The sequence below is a fragment of the Wolbachia endosymbiont of Ctenocephalides felis wCfeT genome, from assembly GCF_012277295.1.
Lineage (GTDB): Bacteria > Pseudomonadota > Alphaproteobacteria > Rickettsiales > Anaplasmataceae > Wolbachia.
Genome location: NZ_CP051156.1, coordinates 789,914 through 808,083, shown reverse-complemented (window position 1 = coordinate 808,083; position 18,170 = coordinate 789,914). Strand labels below are relative to the sequence as shown.

12 protein-coding genes and 3 pseudogenes are annotated in these 18,170 nt (G+C 35.8%); 4 read left to right on the top strand and 11 right to left on the bottom strand.

The window, feature by feature from the left end; translation table 11 throughout:
• Window positions 1-43 precede the first annotated feature (43 nt).
• From HF197_RS03895 to HF197_RS03885, 3 genes are read right to left on the bottom strand one after another with little or no spacing between them, the layout of a single operon-like run.
• Window positions 44-2,977 (bottom strand): ankyrin repeat domain-containing protein, encoded by a 2,934-nt coding sequence (locus HF197_RS03895; protein ID WP_246168616.1) that lies wholly within the window; start codon window positions 2,975-2,977, stop codon window positions 44-46.
• Complete coding sequence (locus HF197_RS03890) at window positions 2,968-3,276, bottom strand: ankyrin repeat domain-containing protein (protein WP_168464888.1); 309 nt, start codon at window positions 3,274-3,276, stop codon at window positions 2,968-2,970. The genes HF197_RS03895 and HF197_RS03890 overlap by 10 nt, the downstream gene beginning before the upstream one ends.
• The gene (locus HF197_RS03885) at window positions 3,273-3,641 is read right to left on the bottom strand and encodes an ankyrin repeat domain-containing protein (protein WP_168464348.1); all 369 of its coding nucleotides are present in this window, start codon (window positions 3,639-3,641) and stop codon (window positions 3,273-3,275) included. Before HF197_RS03885 ends, HF197_RS03890 begins: the two co-directional genes overlap by 4 nt.
• 196 nt (window positions 3,642-3,837) lie before the next feature.
• On the opposite strand from HF197_RS03885, the gene HF197_RS03880 reads away from it, so the two are divergent.
• Window positions 3,838-6,069, top strand: a complete 2,232-nt coding sequence (locus HF197_RS03880) for a hypothetical protein (RefSeq protein WP_168464347.1) — start codon at window positions 3,838-3,840, stop codon at window positions 6,067-6,069.
• A gap of 56 nt (window positions 6,070-6,125) precedes the next feature.
• Window positions 6,126-7,486 (top strand): annotated as a pseudogene (tnpC, locus tag HF197_RS03875) (IS66 family transposase).
• 326 nt (window positions 7,487-7,812) lie between these two features.
• On the opposite strand, the gene HF197_RS03870 reads toward tnpC (HF197_RS03875), so the two are convergent.
• The 8 genes and pseudogenes from HF197_RS03870 to HF197_RS03835 form a co-directional block, all read right to left on the bottom strand.
• A complete protein-coding gene (locus HF197_RS03870) occupies window positions 7,813-9,408 on the bottom strand; it encodes an ABC transporter permease (protein WP_168464346.1) in 1,596 nt (531 codons plus the stop codon).
• A gap of 95 nt (window positions 9,409-9,503) precedes the next feature.
• Entirely contained in the window at window positions 9,504-10,262 is a 759-nt protein-coding gene (locus HF197_RS03865) for a cytochrome c1 (protein ID WP_168464345.1), read from the bottom strand.
• Window positions 10,262-11,485: a cytochrome b gene (locus HF197_RS03860; protein WP_168464344.1), complete on the bottom strand. Its 1,224-nt coding sequence runs from the start codon at window positions 11,483-11,485 to the stop codon at window positions 10,262-10,264. Before HF197_RS03860 ends, HF197_RS03865 begins: the two co-directional genes overlap by 1 nt.
• 247 nt (window positions 11,486-11,732) lie before the next feature.
• Entirely contained in the window at window positions 11,733-11,882 is a 150-nt protein-coding gene (locus HF197_RS03855) for a hypothetical protein (protein ID WP_168464343.1), read from the bottom strand.
• Window positions 11,883-11,960: 78 nt separating this feature from the next.
• A pseudogene (gene tnpC / locus HF197_RS03850) lies at window positions 11,961-13,321 on the bottom strand (IS66 family transposase).
• Window positions 13,322-13,377: 56 nt separating this feature from the next.
• A complete protein-coding gene (locus HF197_RS03845) occupies window positions 13,378-13,578 on the bottom strand; it encodes a hypothetical protein (protein ID WP_174855535.1) in 201 nt (66 codons plus the stop codon).
• Window positions 13,556-13,774: a hypothetical protein gene (locus HF197_RS03840; protein ID WP_168464342.1), complete on the bottom strand. Its 219-nt coding sequence runs from the start codon at window positions 13,772-13,774 to the stop codon at window positions 13,556-13,558. The genes HF197_RS03845 and HF197_RS03840 overlap by 23 nt, the downstream gene beginning before the upstream one ends.
• Window positions 13,775-13,908: 134 nt before the next feature.
• On the bottom strand, window positions 13,909-15,825 hold the full coding sequence (locus HF197_RS03835; protein WP_168464341.1) for an ATP-dependent helicase: 1,917 nt from the start codon (window positions 15,823-15,825) through the stop codon (window positions 13,909-13,911).
• Between the two features lie 141 nt (window positions 15,826-15,966).
• Here HF197_RS03835 and HF197_RS03830 point away from each other — a divergent pair, with 141 nt between their 5' ends.
• The gene (locus tag HF197_RS03830; RefSeq protein WP_168464340.1) at window positions 15,967-16,590 is read left to right on the top strand and encodes a hypothetical protein; all 624 of its coding nucleotides are present in this window, start codon (window positions 15,967-15,969) and stop codon (window positions 16,588-16,590) included.
• Between the two features lie 205 nt (window positions 16,591-16,795).
• Window positions 16,796-18,156: pseudogene (gene tnpC, locus HF197_RS03825) on the top strand (IS66 family transposase).
• Window positions 18,157-18,170: the final 14 nt, after the last annotated feature.

The window sequence follows — 18,170 nt, the reverse complement described above, 5'->3', positions numbered from 1 at the left end:
CACTCTAGTTTACCTTTTTAGCATTCCTTGTCTACTCTTTATTTTACCGCCCGGCTGAATGGATACCCCTTATTATTCTATCACCCCAACCATCTTGGCTTTCTGCTTTAAAGGATAGAAAAGATTTTGGATCATACCACCCTTGCATAATAGCTTCATAAACGGGCATTGCTCCAAATCGGCAACTTCTCCCTAGCCTATCTTTATTCTCTAGTTGATCAATTTTCTTTCTATCATCATCACTAACTTCAACTATTATTCTGTCTTGAGTACCAGGATATAGTCTAACTTCTACTTTTCCTAAATTAGTGTGGAAAGTTAACGTTATATCACCACCATCTGAAATTTTAGTGTAATTTCTTAATCCATTTTCTAACTCAAACTCTATTTTGCTGTCACTAATCTCTATTGTCCCATAGTGCAGATTTAGATCTTTTGCCCCTCCTGCAATTTTTACAACATCAATTATGCTATTTTCTGCATATTTTAGGCGAAAAAAAGAAGCGTCTTTTATTTCAGGTTCTTCCTCTAATTTACCTTCATAAACTGCACTTTCAGCAACCTTTTTTAATTTATCTAGACGTTCCCTAAGTTCAGAATCAGGTATTTCTTTAATAGCATCTAGTTTAGTATTAGGCCGCCAATTAGACGTACCATTGTCAGCTATGTCAATTACAGTAGAATTATCAGGGTTATCTCGCACAACTGCAATGTTCGGTGCACTTTTTACTATACATTCAGTAGTTACCTCTTTATTCCAGTCATCAGACTGCTCAGGTTCAGTTTGTATTGCTTCTCTTTTAAGGTTAACTGCAGACATCAGTTGACCATCACTCCAATGACCACAGCCATTAATCACATTTTTTAAAAGGCTTTCTACTTTATTATCCTTTACATAAGACAATAGTGTGCGGCCATGTTTGTTCTGAATGTTAATATCTGCACCTTTTTCTAACAAAAGTTTTACAACTTGAATGTCACCATTTTCTACTGCAAAAAATATCGGTGTGAAGCCATCTTTATTCTTAGCATTGATGAATTTATCCATGGCATATTTTTTAATAAACTTATTCCTAACATCACCGTCAAGCTTCTTCTCATCTGCCTTCTTCATTGCGTTGCCAATAAGATCTGTACTATCTGCTTCCTTCTTATCTGCCTCTTTCTCATCCGCTTCTTCTCTTGTCCTTTTATCTATCTCTTTATAAAATGTACTTATAAGAAGATTGGCATTTGTATGGCCGCTTTTATAATTATCTTCCCTATTATCTACACCATACTCTTCATTCTCAGAAACACGAGCATGATTGCTCGTAGTGCAGCAACTTTCTCCAGTGTATGCATTATGTATAGCATAGTGCAATGCAGTATTACCATCATTATCTTTATGGTTAATATTTGCCCCTTTCCCTAATATTTGTTCTAGAATGGATTGCTCACTGTACTCTGCAGCAAGCAATAACGGCGTTCTTCCAGATGCGTCTGTAATATCAATTGCATCATTTTTTTGATATTTCTCTAAAATAGCATCTGCAAGTCTGGAATCTTTACTCTGCCAAAGAGCAAAATGTAGTGCTGTATCTCCTCCAAGAAAATCTTGACAATTAATGTCTTGTGTGCACCCTACAAGTGAACATACAGTTTGCAAATGGCCGTAATGAGCAGCGTAGTGCAATGGCGTGTAATCATCGTTATCTTTTATGTCAACTTTTGCTTTCTTTAATAGCAAAATATCTACTAATCCTTCATAACTTTCTTCAGAAGCGTAATGTAAAGGAGTCTTTCCTGCTGCATCTTGGATATCTATATCTACCCCTTCTTTGCTTAAAATGGACTCAGCTATGTCAATAGAATTAGACATAGCAGCTATATGCAAAGGAGTTCTTGCATAATTATCTCTTGCGTTAATCTCTATTTTCTTGCTTTTTATAAGTGATGCAACTATATCACTGCAGCCACGTTCAACAGCTATATGCAAGGGAGTTCTTTCACCATTATCTCTTGCGTTAATCTCTATTTTCTTGCTTTTTATAAGTGATGCAACTATATCACTGCAGCCACGTTCAACAGCTATATGCAAGGGAGTTCTTTCACCATTATCTCTTGCGTTAATCTCTATTACATTGCTTTCTAAAAGCAATGTAACTATATCATTATGGTAACATCCAGCAGCTGCGCACAAAGGAGTTCTTCCATCATCGTCTCTTGCATTAACATCAATTCTATCGCTCTTTAAAAGAGATTTAACTATATCGATACAACCATAATCAACAGCATAATGCAAAGGAGTCTGAACTTCTTCACCTGAGATATTTGGATCCATTCCTGCTTCTAAGAGTAAATCTACAGCCTGAAAGGGGTAACCTGGAAGGTTAAATGTAAACTTTGACGCAAATTCTCCTTTTTTAGCATTTAAGACAACTTTTAGATCTTCTTTTAGCTTTTCATCCTTCTGACACTCAACCAAAAAGTTCTTAAGCTTATTAACCTCTTTTTCCTTTTCTTTCCTGAGTTCATATTCATCAGTATGCTTATCATGTTCATCATACGTAAGCATGCTAGCTTGCGTAAGAAACTCAATCAATTCTACACTTATTTTTTTTTGTTCTTCTGTAAAAGGAACGAGCTCTGCATCATCTATCTCCTTAAATGAACCCTGATTTTGTGTTTTTCCCTGTGATAGCATTATATCTTCATAACCAAGTACAGTAGCATAAGGTAATAGTGCATTGCTAATTTTTCCAGAATTTAATAAAGCCATTATAGGCTCTCTATAGCCTTGCTCAAAAGCGCAACGCCAAGGAGTTTTTCCTTCTCCATCTTGAATATTAACATCAATTTCATCTCTACTTACAAGAAGATTGATTGCATTGATATTCTCATATTCAACAGCATAATGTAAGGGAATTTTTCCTTCTTCATCCTGCACATTAATGTTAATTTCATCTCTGCTGAGAAGAGACTCAACTACCTCAATACAATCACAACTAGCAGCATAATGTAAGGGAGTTTTTCCCTCTTCATCCGCACATTAATGTCAATTCCGCCTCTGCTGAGAAGAGACTCAACTACCTCAACACGGCCATACTCAGCAGCATAATGCAAAGGAGTTTTTCCTTCTCTATCTTGAATATTAACATCAATTTCATCTCTACTGAAAAGAGACTTAAATACCTCAATATGACCATACTCAGCAGCATAATGCAAAGGAGTTTTTCCCTTTTTATCTTGAATATTGATATTAATTCTGCTGCTATTTAAAAAAGACTTGGCTATACTTCATGACCATATGAAGCAGCATAATGTAGAGGAGTCCTTCCTAAACTATCATATTCTCGTTCTTGTACATTTGGATCAGCTCCTGCCTCTAATAGCAAATCTATCACTCCAATAGAGTAATCATTAGCTCTGTTAAAAAATGCCGATACAAATTCTTGAGTGTTCATAACTACTCCCAGGTCTTCATCATTTTCATGCTGATCTAAGAAATCCTTGAATTCGTTAATCTCTTCACTATTATGTAGCTCTGGGTCAAATGGACCATACCGCTTACGCCCTGAAAGAAGATCGACTAATTCTTTCTGCAACTCTTTCTGCCTTTCCGTAAGCTGTGCAAAGTTTTGCTTTAAAGAAACATTCATAACCACCCTCCTCGCCTATTATGCGTGACATACTATATATAATATATAAGATAATGTATTATGCCAATACAAGTATTAAATTTTTGTTAACACCTCCTTCATTCCATAATAGGCATATACATGAGCAACAATTTAATAAAAATTTAACTAAACCTTAGGACAATTAGAATAGTTAAAAGTAAAAGTAGGAGGTCACATGATCGGCAATAAACAGCTCCAAAAAAGTAAAAGTACTGAAGAAAACTATCACTACATTTTCACCAAAGAATTCCTGTGGTTTAAAGAAATACATAAAGAAGCTAATGAAAAGTTACATGGTGTATTAGCTTACTTTGATGGAAAGATTAAAGATTTTGATAAAAATATTAAAAATATAAAAGGAAACATAATTGATGCATTACAATTTGCAGATATTAATTACTGTGACGAGAAAGGCAATACTTTCCTGACGCATTTACTAGAGAAAAAAGAGGAATTGGGAAAAAAATATAAAGAGCCAATTAAAGATATAGTAAAATTTTTAGTAGCACAAGGCGCTACTTGTGACGAAAAGCTGCGAAAAAAACTTAATGAAATCGTTCCTGAGAAAGAGCAAGATAAGGTAAAGGAAGCATTCCAAGAAAAAGCCAAAAAAACGCTGAAAGAGCATTTTCAAAATGATATTAAAGAAGTATCAAGATGTGGTAATCATTTACAGGTTAAGCTCGCAGGCAAGCAAAAATTTCAAATTAGTGAATTGTCGAAAAGTGATTTTTTCACGGGGAATGGAATTGCAAAAATTTCAGTACAGGATGAAGATGGAAACAGTGGGTTGCATTGCCTCATTTATAGAGGAATAAGGCACTATTCTGTAACTAATAATTGTTCATATGAGATGATACTAGATTGGCCATTAAGCGATGGAAGAATGGACAAAATCAAGATATACACTAACGCTGATGGCACTGTAGAAGTTGATAAAGACTATTTACGTGCATATGAAGAGGGAAAAATAGACGTTGGTGCAAACAAGGAAGTAAGACTTGGGAATTTCTCCTTAGCTGAAGCATTAGCAAACGGAAGATGGAAAGGAATTTCTCAGGCATCAGAGAAGGTAGTAAACATACCAAGAACTACAAGCATGGAGCGGATCGCCACAACGCCACCATCACAAAAGATTAACTCTCAAGTTGACTATCAACAAGCTGCAAGGTCTAGCACTCAAACGCCACAACCACAAAAGATTGACCTTCAAGCTGTAAGGACTAGCACTCCAGTTTCTAATGGTGTGGCTCCTTCTAGTCCTGGTATTTCACCCATTCCTTATAATGATGGACGCTCACAAGAAGATCATGTGCAAAGAAGCCCTGTAAAACCTGTTGGAGCTGGCGTAGCTACAAATCCTGCTGATGCTGTGGATGGCTGGCCTACCCAACAACCTAGCGGTCAGCAGCAACCTGTACAACAAAACACTGGTAAAACTAAAGGTCAGCAACAGCAGAACATATTGCCGCCTGATACTTTTCCTATTGATACATGGGATGGTAGCAAACCGTCACAAAATCCTCAAGAAGCCCAAGGCACTGGTACACAAACTACAACTGCAAGTACTTCTGCAGCAAAAAAAATTCCTCCTCCGCCACCAAAGAGAATTAGCTCACTTATTAAAACACCTGTAAATGAACAGCCTAATCAGCAACAAGACGCTGGAAATACATCTAGAAGATTAGATGAACATTCAGGATTCTCATTAAGAAAATCAGTAAGTCTAGATGGAATTAATAAGGATGCTAGAAAACCTTCTCATTCATCAGCAGAACTTGAGAATAGGAAAGCAATATTAGGGGATATAGAGTCTAAATCAAAGCCATTGTATAATTTTTTAAAAGCAAGAGGAGAAAAAGATGATTCTTCGACCGTAGGAGGTAATGAATTATCTGAGCTATTGGAAACTGATCAGCAACAACAGCACGTAGCGCAGCCAGAAATTGCAAGAGCTAGTTCACTTCCTAATCTTGCTCACACACAACTTAGTCAAAATGGGCAATCTACTATAACTGATAATCAACAGCAGCAGTCTATAGTGCAGCCAGAAATTGCACCAACAGAAAACGCAGCAAAAAACATTCCACCTCCACCACCACTTATGGTTAGTTCACTTAATAAAACACCTATAAATGAACAACCTAACCAGCAACAAGACGCTAGAAATATGTTTGAAACGACATCTACTAGTAGTAAAATTGGATGGGGTATAAAGCCTGGATCATTGCGCAAGTTACTTGAAAGCAGGCAAAAAGATGATTTTGAGACCATAGATGAAAGTGGTGAGTTATTTAAGCAACTAAAAGAGGATAAGGATAGATTAAGCAATCTAGGGACGGGTAATCATAAACCTAAACATGTAGGAGGTCATGCTGATCGGGGTATCCATTCAGCCGGGCGGTAAAATAAAGAGTAGACAAGGAATGCTAAAAAGGTAAACTAGAGTGGCTGTGAGGTAATATGGTTGATCTTTTAGAATTTTGCGAAAGTTTAAGCAGACTATAGAAAAGTTAGAAACAAAAATAGAAGAGCTTAAAGCAGAAAATAAAGCGCTAAGGATCGAAAACGCTGAGTTAAAAGAAAGGCTTGGCTTAAATTCAAAAAATTCATCTATACCAAGCTCCAAAGAATTATATAAGATGAGGGAAAATAAGCCAAAAAGTGACAGGAAAGTAGGAGCACAGGTTGGACATAAAGGCAGTTACCGCCCTAAAATGGAGGCAGATGAGATGGTAAAAATAGAACTGCCCAATACGTGTGAGTGCGGAGGAGAAATTGCGGTATCAAAAGATCCGTATACTCATCAAAAGGTCGATTTGCCGGAAATCAAGCCGTATGTAGTTGAATATCAACTAGAGCATGGACGTTGCAAAAGATGTGGAAAAAGAAAAAGTAGCAAGCTACAAGAAGGAGTAACTGCGGACACATTTGGTCCAAGAGTTAAGTCAGTAATTACAGCATTAAGTGGATTTTACAAGAATTCGAAAAAAGAAGTGGCAAATATTATAAAGGACATTTTCAACCTGGATATCAGCGTCGGTAGTGTATCAAATAGCGAGGCTAGAGTGGCAGAAAAATGCCAAGAAGCATATGAGCAAATTGAGGAAGAGGTAAGCAAGAGCAAAATTTTACATATCGATGAAACTAGCCATTACAACAAAGGTAAACAGGGCTGGTGCTGGATGTTTGCGAGCAAAATAGGAAGTGTGATCAAATTGACAGAGTCAAGAGGGATGAAAGTCCTGGAAAATAGTAAATTTGGAAAGAATAACAACCTAGTAGTGACCGACAGATATGCAGCTTACAACTACTTTTCCAGCAAGAAAAGGCAGGTCTGTTGGGCACATTTAGCAAGAGATTTTGAAAGGTTGTCTCATAGTTGGAATAGCGAAGTGAAAGTTTTGGGGTATTATTTAAGGAATGTTGCTACTGAATTATTTGCATTGAAAAAAGCTCTGTTAAAGGATGAAATAGACACATTAAGGTTCATAAGAAGAGCAAGAAAATTACGCAAGCGAACGAGATATTACTTAAAGAATATATCAAATTTACCCGAGGCAATTGGAGCGTCTCGAGTAGCAAAAAATATCATGAAATCGGATCTGATGATGTGGAAATTTTTGGACGATCCAGAAAATATTCCACTGACAAACAACTATGCTGAGCGACAGATTCGGCATTACGTTGTTTACCGAAAAGTTTCATATTTTACACAATCGAAACGGGGAAATATGTTTCTTGAGAGGATAATTTCATTGTACTTGACTTGGAGGCAAAAGAAGTTAAATCCTTTTCAAAACCTACTGGCTATTGCTTCTTAAGCCATACACCTGAATGGATACGAATTGCTTTTAATGCAACTTGCCTTGTTTTGATATCTTTGAGATGTTTGTCAAAACTACTAATCTGAAACTTTATAACTTTTTTTATAACAAACATATCTATTTCTCCTTTACTACCATATTTAGAGTTAGTTATTGTATATTAAGTATTGCATGTTTAAATATAAAGGTCAAGATTTTAATAATAATTAAATAACCTTTTTTCCCTGCAGTTGCTTCACTTTTTCATCAGTAGGGCCTTTAGTTTTAGATATAATGTCAGCTGATAGGTGATTGTTATTTAGTTTAGAAAATGCCATACTTTATTACTTCTTATTATCATCGAGTTTAAACAGCACTATTGTAGAAATTAGGCCTATTGTTACTACCATCAACGAAAAAGGTGCAGCCTCTCTGTAACGTTCATCGCTTACAAGCTCATATATTCTGGTTGAGATAGTTTCAAAGTTAAATGGTCTTATAATGAGCGTTGCTGTGAGTTCTTTGATAGTATCCATAAATACAAGCAAAAATCCTGATAATATGCTTTTTCTAATTAGAGGAAGATGAACATTCAAGCATGTTGAAATAGGCCCGTGACCCATAGTGTAGGCTGTCCACTCGATTTCGTTTGGCATTTTTTTTAGTCCAGACTCTACTGCTTTGAAAGATATAGCAAAAAAACGAAATAAATATGAATAAATTAAAGCACCGATGGTTCCAATTAAGCTAACTTCAACAATATATTTAGTAATAAAAGAGGAAACTTTACTTAAGAATATTATTATACTGATTGCAATAATTGCATTTGGAATCGCGTAGCCCAGGGAAATAATGCGTGCTATATTACTGATTACCTTATTTTTACGTGCTGTATATCCAATCACTACAGCAATGCCAATAGAGATGAGAGCTGTAATAAATGATAAACTGATACTATTTACTATTATTTTATAGAATCTTGTATCGTATATAAAAAATCCTTTTTCTATGCTCCAATATATGAGTGGAATAATTGGCAAAATAAAGCCTATCAGCACTGGCAGCATGCACGTGGTGTAAGTGAAGATCAAAGGCACAGCACCACTTATATTCCGTTTATTATGATAGTCTGAGTTGGTATTAATTGAAGAATAAGATATCCCCTTTTTTTGTAGTTTTTTTTCAATTTCTATTAGCGCTATAATAAAAGTTAGTTCAGCAACTGCAAGAATAGTTGCCGAATATTTATCATGAAGTAAAAACCAAGTTCGGTATACTCCTGTCGTGAAAGTATCAATCGCAAGGAACTGTGGTGTACCAAAATCTGTAATAACTTCCATTAGAACCAGCGATAATCCAGCTATGATTGATGGGCGTATGGATGGTATGATAATAGAAAACAAATTTCTTAATGAAGAAAGTCCAAGCGTTGATGCAACAGTAACTGCGTTGCTGACATTTTTAAGGCTTGAGCGAGCTAATATGTATACATATGGATATAAACTAAATCCCATTACTAATATTCCACCACTTAAGGATTTTATCTCAGGAAACCAGTAATCACCTTTATTCCAGTGAAAAATCTCCCTTAGCAAACTCTGTACTGGACCTGAAAACTCGAGAGTGTTGACGTAAACAAATGCTACTATATATCCTGGAATTGATATTGGAAAAAACAAAGCAACTTCTAAAATCCTTCTGCCAGGAAATGAAAAGAATGTAGTGAGCCAAGCTGGAATTACTCCAAATATGAAAGATATCCCTCCAACTCCTATCATGAGAACTAATGTGTTGAATATATACTCAGGAAAAAGTGCACTAACTACCCACTCAGAATTTGCCGTATCTGTAAATAAGATTGATATTAATGATAGTATTGGACAGATGAATAATATACTTACTAAAAATAAGAATATATTTTTAAATATTCTTAAAAACATTAATTTGAATCTATATTTAATGTTAAAATGTTATATGTAAAAGCAGAAGATATCCAGTGATGTTTGCCTGTTTATAGAAGATTAAGATACAAGTATTACTTCTTCTTATAGAGCTTACTCCACACTTTTTTGTTAGTCAGTACAAAAAACACAGTTAGAATCATAAAATATGCTATTACTTTCAGTCCAAGCTTATGCCTTCGTTCCATTTCTGGCTCTGCTGACCATTGTAAAAAGTTTGTGACATCATATACCATATTTGCAACTGTAGCTTCCACTTCACCATCATATTGCACTTGCCCATCAGACAGCGGCGGTGCCATAGATAATTTACCGGTTGAAAAGTAAGGATTTAAATATAGGTTATTTTCATCTTGCTCACCACCTTTGTAACCGGTAAGTAGCGAATAGACATAATTTGCACCATCAGGCCTTGCCTTAATAATGAGTGATAAATCTGGTGGTACAGCACCGTTATTGCTTGCTGCAGCCGCTTCCTTTGAACCAAAAGGTGCAACAAAGTAATCAGAAGGTGCTCCAGGCCTATCAAACATTTCACCCATATCGTTTGGGCCATCTTTCACTTGATAAGATGCTGCAATTTGCTTTACATCTTCTTCAGAGAAGCCTATTTCCTTCAAGTTACGAAATGCTATTCTATTCATCGAGTGGCATGCAGAGCACACTTCTTTGTATACCTTATACCCACGTTGAATTGATTCTCTATCAAATGACCCAATAATTCCATCAAACTTCCAATCCATTTTTTTGTTTGGCAGTGGTTTAAATTCCTCTGCATATGCAAAATGAGCAAGTAACATGTAAAATACAGCCAATAGACCTCTAACCAACATTACTTCATCTCCGGCACAGAATCACTCAAAGTTTTTGGCGGTGCATTTGGCTTCTCATACTTACTAAGTAGCGGCAAAATTATTATAAAGTATGAAAAGTAATAAAGGGTAGATAGCCTACTTAAGGTAATGTAAGGCTCTTTCACTTCTTGACCACCAAGCCAAGCAAGAAGTGCAAAATTTACTGCAAATACCCAAAAGAATTTTTTAAACAGTGGACGGTAAGCGCCACTTTTGACTTTTAATTTGTCAAGCCAGGGTAAAAGAAACCAGACTAAAATGGAACCAAACATAGTAAGCACACCTGTGATCTTACCTGGAATTGAGCGTAACATTGCATAAAAAGGCAAAAAGTACCATTCTGGTACTATGTGCACTGGAGTTACCATAGAATCAGCTTCTATGTAATTATCTGGATGTCCAAGATAGTTAGGTGCATAAAAAACAAATGCAAACAAAATTATAAAAAATAAACCAAAAGTTATACAATCCTTAACTATGTAGTAAGGATATAGAGGAATAGTGTCTTTATTTGAATTTACTTCCACCCCGCTTGGATTACCAGAGCCAAACCTATGTAGAGCAATTATATGCAGCATAGCCAAAGCAACAATAACAAAAGGCAGCAGATAATGCAGAGCAAAAAACCGATTAAGCGTTGGATTGTCAACAGAAAAACCACCCCATAACCACATAACTATTTTCTTGCCAACAAAAGGTATGGCTGAGAACATGTTTGTTATAACTGTTGCTCCCCAAAAGCTCATCTGCCCCCAGGGAAGGACATAGCCCATAAAGGCTGTTGCCATCATTGCAAAAAATATAAATATGCCAACAAACCACACCATTTCTCTTGGTCTTTTATAAGACCCATAATACAGTCCACGCATTATATGGACATAAACCACCATAAAAAAGAGTGATGCCCCAACAGCGTGAGTGTAGCGTATCAACCATCCATAATTTACATCACGCATTATGCGCTCTACGCTATTAAACGCGTGATCAACATGGGGGGTATAGTGCATAGCAAGGAATATGCCAGTAATAATTTGCAAAATAAGCGCTATACCAGCTAAAGAACCGAAGTTCCAAGCATAATTTAAATTTTTTGGCACTTGATAAGAAGCAGTATGCTTTAGAAAAGAAAATATAGGCAACCTATACTCTATCCACCCCAATATGCCCTTTCCTTCTTTTATATCTGTTTCCTTTTTTTGCATAACCTAAAGCTTTCTCTATTCATTTGATTGTAACAACTTATACTCTACGCACAATAAAAACTTTCTTGACTTTTTAAGCATTTTATGGTATAATATTACCAGATTATTAACGCATGGACTAGTAACATGTAGCTACTACATATAGAGGGTTTTAGGTGTGAAATCTATTTTAGATCAACGATTTAAGGAATGAAAAATTTCTAAAAAAGGCAGAGATGACTCTGCCTTTTTTGTTATAAACCGAAGTTTATTTCTTCACTGAAGATGTTTTTCCAGCTATAGTTTGAGTTACTACAGTATCAACAAATTTAGTGAGAACGTTACCTTCAATTTCAGCTTTCAGATCTTTAAGCTCTTTGTCACTTACTAAAACTGCGAATGGTTTACCGCCAGTCATTTCCAACGCTGCTTTAATATCATCTTCATTGCTTACTCTCGTTAATTTTAATGCGTGGTATCCATTCAGGTGTATGGCTTAAGAAGCAATAGCCAGTAGGTTTTGAAAAGGATTTAACTTCTTTTGCCTCCAAGTCAAGTACAATGAAATTATCCTCTCAAGAAACATATTTCCCCGTTTCGATTGTGTAAAATATGAAACTTTTCGGTAAACAACGTAATGCCGAATCTGTCGCTCAGCATAGTTGTTTGTCAGTGGAATATTTTCTGGATCGTCCAAAAATTTCCACATCATCAGATCCGATTTCATGATATTTTTTGCTACTCGAGACGCTCCAATTGCCTCAGGTAAATTTGATATATTCTTTAAGTAATATCTCGTTCGCTTGCGTAATTTTCTTGCTCTTCTTATGAACCTTAATGTGTCTATTTCATCCTTTAACAGAGCTTTTTTCAATGCAAATAATTCAGTAGCAACATTCCTTAAATAATACCCCAAAACTTTCACTTCGCTATTCCAACTATGAGACAACCTTTCAAAATCTCTTGCTAAATGTGCCCAACAGACCTGCCTTTTCTTGCTGGAAAAGTAGTTGTAAGCTGCATATCTGTCGGTCACTACTAGGTTGTTATTCTTTCCAAATTTACTATTTTCCAGGACTTTCATCCCTCTTGACTCTGTCAATTTGATCACACTTCCTATTTTGCTCGCAAACATCCATCACCAGCCCTGTTTACCTTTGTTGTAATGGCTAGTTTCATCGATATGTAAAATTTTGCTCTTGCTTACCTCTTCCTCAATTTGCTCATATGCTTCTTGGCATTTTTCTGCCACTCTAGCCTCGCTATTTGATACACTACCGACGCTGATATCCAGGTTGAAAATGTCCTTTATAATATTTGCCACTTCTTTTTTCGAATTCTTGTAAAATCCACTTAATGCTGCAATTACTGACTTAACTCTTGGACCAAATGTGTCCGCAGTTACTCCTTCTTGTAGCTTGCTACTTTTTCTTTTTCCACATCTTTTGCAACGTCCATGCTCTAGTTGATATTCAACTACATACGGCTTGATTTCCGGCAAATCGACCTTTTGATGAGTATACGGATCTTTTGATACCGCAATTTCTCCTCCGCACTCACACGTATTGGGCAGTTCTATTTTTACCATCTCATCTGCCTCCATTTTAGGGCGGTAACTGCCTTTATGTCCAACCTGTGCTCCTACTTTCCTGTCACTTTTTGGCTTATTTTCCCTCATCTTATATAATTCTTTGGAGCTTGGTATAGATGAATTTTTTGAACTTAAGCCAAGCCTTTCTTTTAACTCAGCGTTTTCGATCCTTAGCGCTTTATTTTCTGCTTTAAGCTCTTCTATTTTTGTTTCTAACTTTTCTATAGTCTGCTTAAACTTTCGCAAAATTCTAAAAGATCAACCATATTACCTCACAGCCACTCTAGTTTACCTTTTTAGCATTCCTTGTCTACTCTTTATTTTACCGCCCGGCTGAATGGATACGTCCTTTAAAGCTATGGCACAAAGGCTTTCCCAAACTAACAGGATCAGCTGTAAGACGCTCTTTTATAGCCTGTTGAACCATGACCTTAACCTTTGCTGGTAGAACCGGTATTTCCTTTTCAATGACGTTTTTTAAGAATTTGATAGCGTAAGTTTCATTTCCAGATGCTTTCGCCATCTTCTACTTCTTCCTCACCCTCAGAGAGGCGATCATCAGCAATTTTGGATAATTCTATGTCTTCCTCAAGTTCTTCTTTGACAAAATCCACTAAAACTTCTGGTATAGTTTTACCTTGAATTTCTGCCATCTTCGTAAGATATTCAGCCAATTCATTTTCAAAGCTTACATTGACATTAATTCTATTTTGAGCCATAATTAACTAAAAGATACTACTATAAATTATAACATTTTTACTTAACTTTGTCAATTTCATTATTTGTTGAAAATCTCATTTAGACTATCTATAAGATAGCCCAATAGCTTGATAACAAGATTCAATTAAACCTATTAGCAATAAGCAACATTACTTTTCACCACCTCAACATTTTCTCTTGGTAGCTCTTTAATAAAGCGAGAAATGCGCATCGGCTGCCACTGGTTGTTAATTTCCCTTCTATCTGCACATGAAATAGTTAGTTTTTCCTTTGCACGAGTTATACCAACATATGCAAGCCTTCTTTCTTCTTCCAAGGCTTTGCCGCTCTTATCTTCAAAAGATCTTTGATGCGGAAATAGCCCTTCCTCCCAACCTGGCAGAAATATGCACGGAAATTCCAGTCCTTTGGCTGCATGTAGGGTCATCACATATACAGTATCGTCGTTATTCATATTATCTACTTCCATCACTAGGCTGATATGCTCTAGAAAGGTTGTAGCATTATCGAAATTCTTTAAAGATGAAACAAGTTCTTTCACATTTTCTATACGTGCCAAGCCTGTAACTCCCTCATCTTTTAACATTTCAAAATATCCTGATTGAGTTGCTATAGTTTCAACAAATTCGTGAAGTGGTTTAGTACTTATCATTTCTTTCCAGGAATCAATTTTATTCAAGAAATCATTTAGCGAATATTTTATCCTTTCTGTGATTTGATCACTACTTACTAATATTTTTGCTGCTTCAAAAAAGGAAATGTGATTATCCTGAGCAGTTATATATATTTTCTTCAGCGTTGTAGCGCCTATGCTTCTTTTTGGTCGATTGACAATCCTCTCAAAGGCAAGGTCATCATTGTTGTTTGTAATTAATCTTAAGTACGCTATCACATCTTTTACTTCCTGACGTTCATAGAACTTCACGCCGCTGATAATCTTGTAGGGAATTGAATATTTTATAAAATACTCCTCTAAAACTCTAGTTTGAAAAGTAGCCCTAACTAGCACTGCAATGTCACTAAATTTGTATTGATTAAGCTTTAATATCTGTTCGCTTATGAATCTTGCTTCAGCTTTTCCATCCCATAATTTTACTAAGTTTACTTTTTCTCCTTCAATATTTGTTGTCCATAATTTCTTCTCTAGGCGAGTTTTATTGTGATCGATAACATACGACGCAGTGGCAAGTATGTGTGATGTTGATCTATAGTTACATTCTAGCTTAACAGTTTTTGCGTTTTTAAAATCATCAGAAAATTTCAAAATATTTTCAACCTCCGCACCGCGCCAACTATATATCGACTGATCATCATCTCCAACGCAACAAATATTTGAGTGCACTTTCGCAAGGTATTTTAGCCATAGATATTGTATTGCATTTGTATCTTGATATTCGTCTACCATGACATACTTAAATTTATTTTGGTAGTAGGATAAAATTTCAGTATTTTGATTAAATAATTGTATATTATAAAGCAGTAAATCACCAAAATCGACAGAGTTAAGAAATTTCAGCCGCTCTTGATATTGGTGGTATATTCTTAATGCAGTTGCATATACAGGTCTAAACGACTGAACATCTTCAACTTCAGATGGTAACCAGCATTTTTCTTTCCACTTTTGAATTATATTCATTATGGAACTATGTTTTTCTGATAAATTATTAGGGCTTATTTCATTAGCAATATTCTTTATTACTTGTAACTGATCATCTACACCAATAATTGTAAAATTAGAGTTTAAACCTACAGCTTCTGCATGTTGGCGCAAAATCTTTGCTGCGATTGCATGAAAAGTGCCAAGCCAAGGAATATTTGTACCTGTTAGCTCCAACACTCTCGACATCATCTCATTTGCTGCTTTATTTGTGAATGTTACTGCTAATATTTCATCAGAGTAGGCATAACCATTACGAATTATATGTGCTATTCTTGAAGTAATGGTCCTGGTTTTCCCTGTACCAGCTCCTGCCAATATCAAAACTGGTCCATTTATGTTTGTTACAGCAGATTGCTGCTCAGGATTAAGTAGTGAGAGGTAATCATTCATTAGAGCCCTACGAATTATAGCTGTAATAAGTTAACTGACTACTCGCACTCTGTAAAGTTTTTGTTGCTTAAAAAACTTGATAAATATTAAACTTTATGCAAAATTAAAGTATGTACTAATAATACTAAATAGGTAACAGATATGCTCGATATATTCATTTGCACCTTGCATAATGGTAAGTTCAGGTACACATTATGCGAGCTTCCAATTAAAAAGTTAACGGTAGATGCTAATGGAAGTATCATAATCACAGGTACTAGTTGTCATATAATAGATAAAAATTTAAAAGAATACAAAGGTCTATCATCTGCTATAGTAGTGATAGAAGATAATTCCGGCAACGAATATGAGTTTACAGGTAAGATAACAGGATACGATTGCAATTCAGGCGTATTGCATGCTCATGGAGAGAATATTAAAATTACAAAGAATAGAAAGTTATTAATATATCAAGATGAATTGAGCTTTAAAAATGTTAAATTGACGATAATGGACAACAATAACTTCGCAGAATTTTCTAAACATACAACTAAGAATTCCAGGTGCTTGTATTACGCTTTCGCCCCTGCTATTGTGCTTTTGGGACTATTAGGAGTTGCATTATATACAGTACAACCAGAAATTGTCGGGATTGCTCTTATAGTATGTAGTGCAGCTTGTTTAATATTCGGTATTGCAATGATTTGTAGAAAAACCAGTGAGGGGAAGCAACCTGAGACAGATATTTCCGAAATAAAAGCAATTGCATCTCAAGGTAATGCGTGATAAGTCGGCGTTTTTTTAAGTGATAAAATTTTCTATTCATTTAACAGTAAGCTAATCTGATTACTCGCACCGTGTAACGTTTTTGCTGTTTAAGCTTGACAGGTATTAAGATTTTAAGTAATATTGGTATCCATTCAGCCGGGCGGTAAAATAAAGAGTAGACAAGGAATGCTAAAAAGGTAAACTAGAGTGGCTGTGAGGTAATATGGTTGATCTTTTAGAATTTTGCGAAAGTTTAAGCAGACTATAGAAAAGTTAGAAACAAAAATAGAAGAGCTTAAAGCAGAAAATAAAGCGCTAAGGATCGAAAACGCTGAGTTAAAAGAAAGGCTTGGCTTAAGTTCAAAAAATTCATCTATACCAAGCTCCAAAGAATTATATAAGATGAGGGAAAATAAGCCAAAAAGTGACAGGAAAGTAGGAGCACAGGTTGGACATAAAGGCAGTTACCGCCCTAAAATGGAGGCAGATGAGATGGTAAAAATAGAACTGCCCAATACGTGTGAGTGCGGAGGAGAAATTGCGGTATCAAAAGATCCGTATACTCATCAAAAGGTCGATTTGCCGGAAATCAAGCCGTATGTAGTTGAATATCAACTAGAGCATGGACGTTGCAAAAGATGTGGAAAAAGAAAAAGTAGCAAGCTACAAGAAGGAGTAACTGCGGACACATTTGGTCCAAGAGTTAAGTCAGTAATTACAGCATTAAGTGGATTTTACAAGAATTCGAAAAAAGAAGTGGCAAATATTATAAAGGACATTTTCAACCTGGATATCAGCGTCGGTAGTGTATCAAATAGCGAGGCTAGAGTGGCAGAAAAATGCCAAGAAGCATATGAGCAAATTGAGGAAGAGGTAAGCAAGAGCAAAATTTTACATATCGATGAAACTAGCCATTACAACAAAGGTAAACAGGGCTGGTGCTGGATGTTTGCGAGCAAAATAGGAAGTGTGATCAAATTGACAGAGTCAAGAGGGATGAAAGTCCTGGAAAATAGTAAATTTGGAAAGAATAACAACCTAGTAGTGACCGACAGATATGCAGCTTACAACTACTTTTCCAGCAAGAAAAGGCAGGTCTGTTGGGCACATTTAGCAAGAGATTTTGAAAGGTTGTCTCATAGTTGGAATAGCGAAGTGAAAGTTTTGGGGTATTATTTAAGGAATGTTGCTACTGAATTATTTGCATTGAAAAAAGCTCTGTTAAAGGATGAAATAGACACATTAAGGTTCATAAGAAGAGCAAGAAAATTATGCAAGCGAACGAGATATTACTTAAAGAATATATCAAATTTACCCGAGGCAATTGGAGCGTCTCGAGTAGCAAAAAATATCATGAAATCGGATCTGATGATGTGGAAATTTTTGGACGATCCAGAAAATATTCCACTGACAAACAACTATGCTGAGCAACAGATTCGGCATTACGTTGTTTACCGAAAAGTTTCATATTTTACACAATCGAAACGGGGAAATATGTTTCTTGAGAGGATAATTTCATTGTACTTGACTTGGAGGCAAAAGAAGTTAAATCCTTTTCAAAACCTACTGGCTATTGCTTCTTAAGCCATACACCTGAA

Bases quoted from the DNA above. Each gene is read 5' to 3' on its own strand.
- HF197_RS03885 (WP_168464348.1), bottom strand. From the start codon at position 3,641: ATGAATGTTTCTTTAAAGCAAAACTTTGCACAGCTTACGGAAAGGCAG.
- HF197_RS03880 (WP_168464347.1), top strand. From the start codon at position 3,838: ATGATCGGCAATAAACAGCTCCAAAAAAGTAAAAGTACTGAAGAAAAC.
- HF197_RS03870 (WP_168464346.1), bottom strand. From the start codon at position 9,408: ATGTTTTTAAGAATATTTAAAAATATATTCTTATTTTTAGTAAGTATA.
- HF197_RS03865 (WP_168464345.1), bottom strand. From the start codon at position 10,262: ATGTTGGTTAGAGGTCTATTGGCTGTATTTTACATGTTACTTGCTCAT.
- HF197_RS03860 (WP_168464344.1), bottom strand. From the start codon at position 11,485: ATGCAAAAAAAGGAAACAGATATAAAAGAAGGAAAGGGCATATTGGGG.
- HF197_RS03855 (WP_168464343.1), bottom strand. From the start codon at position 11,882: ATGACTGGCGGTAAACCATTCGCAGTTTTAGTAAGTGACAAAGAGCTT.
- HF197_RS03845 (WP_174855535.1), bottom strand. From the start codon at position 13,578: ATGGCGAAAGCATCTGGAAATGAAACTTACGCTATCAAATTCTTAAAA.
- HF197_RS03840 (WP_168464342.1), bottom strand. From the start codon at position 13,774: ATGGCTCAAAATAGAATTAATGTCAATGTAAGCTTTGAAAATGAATTG.
- HF197_RS03835 (WP_168464341.1), bottom strand. From the start codon at position 15,825: ATGAATGATTACCTCTCACTACTTAATCCTGAGCAGCAATCTGCTGTA.
- HF197_RS03830 (WP_168464340.1), top strand. From the start codon at position 15,967: ATGCTCGATATATTCATTTGCACCTTGCATAATGGTAAGTTCAGGTAC.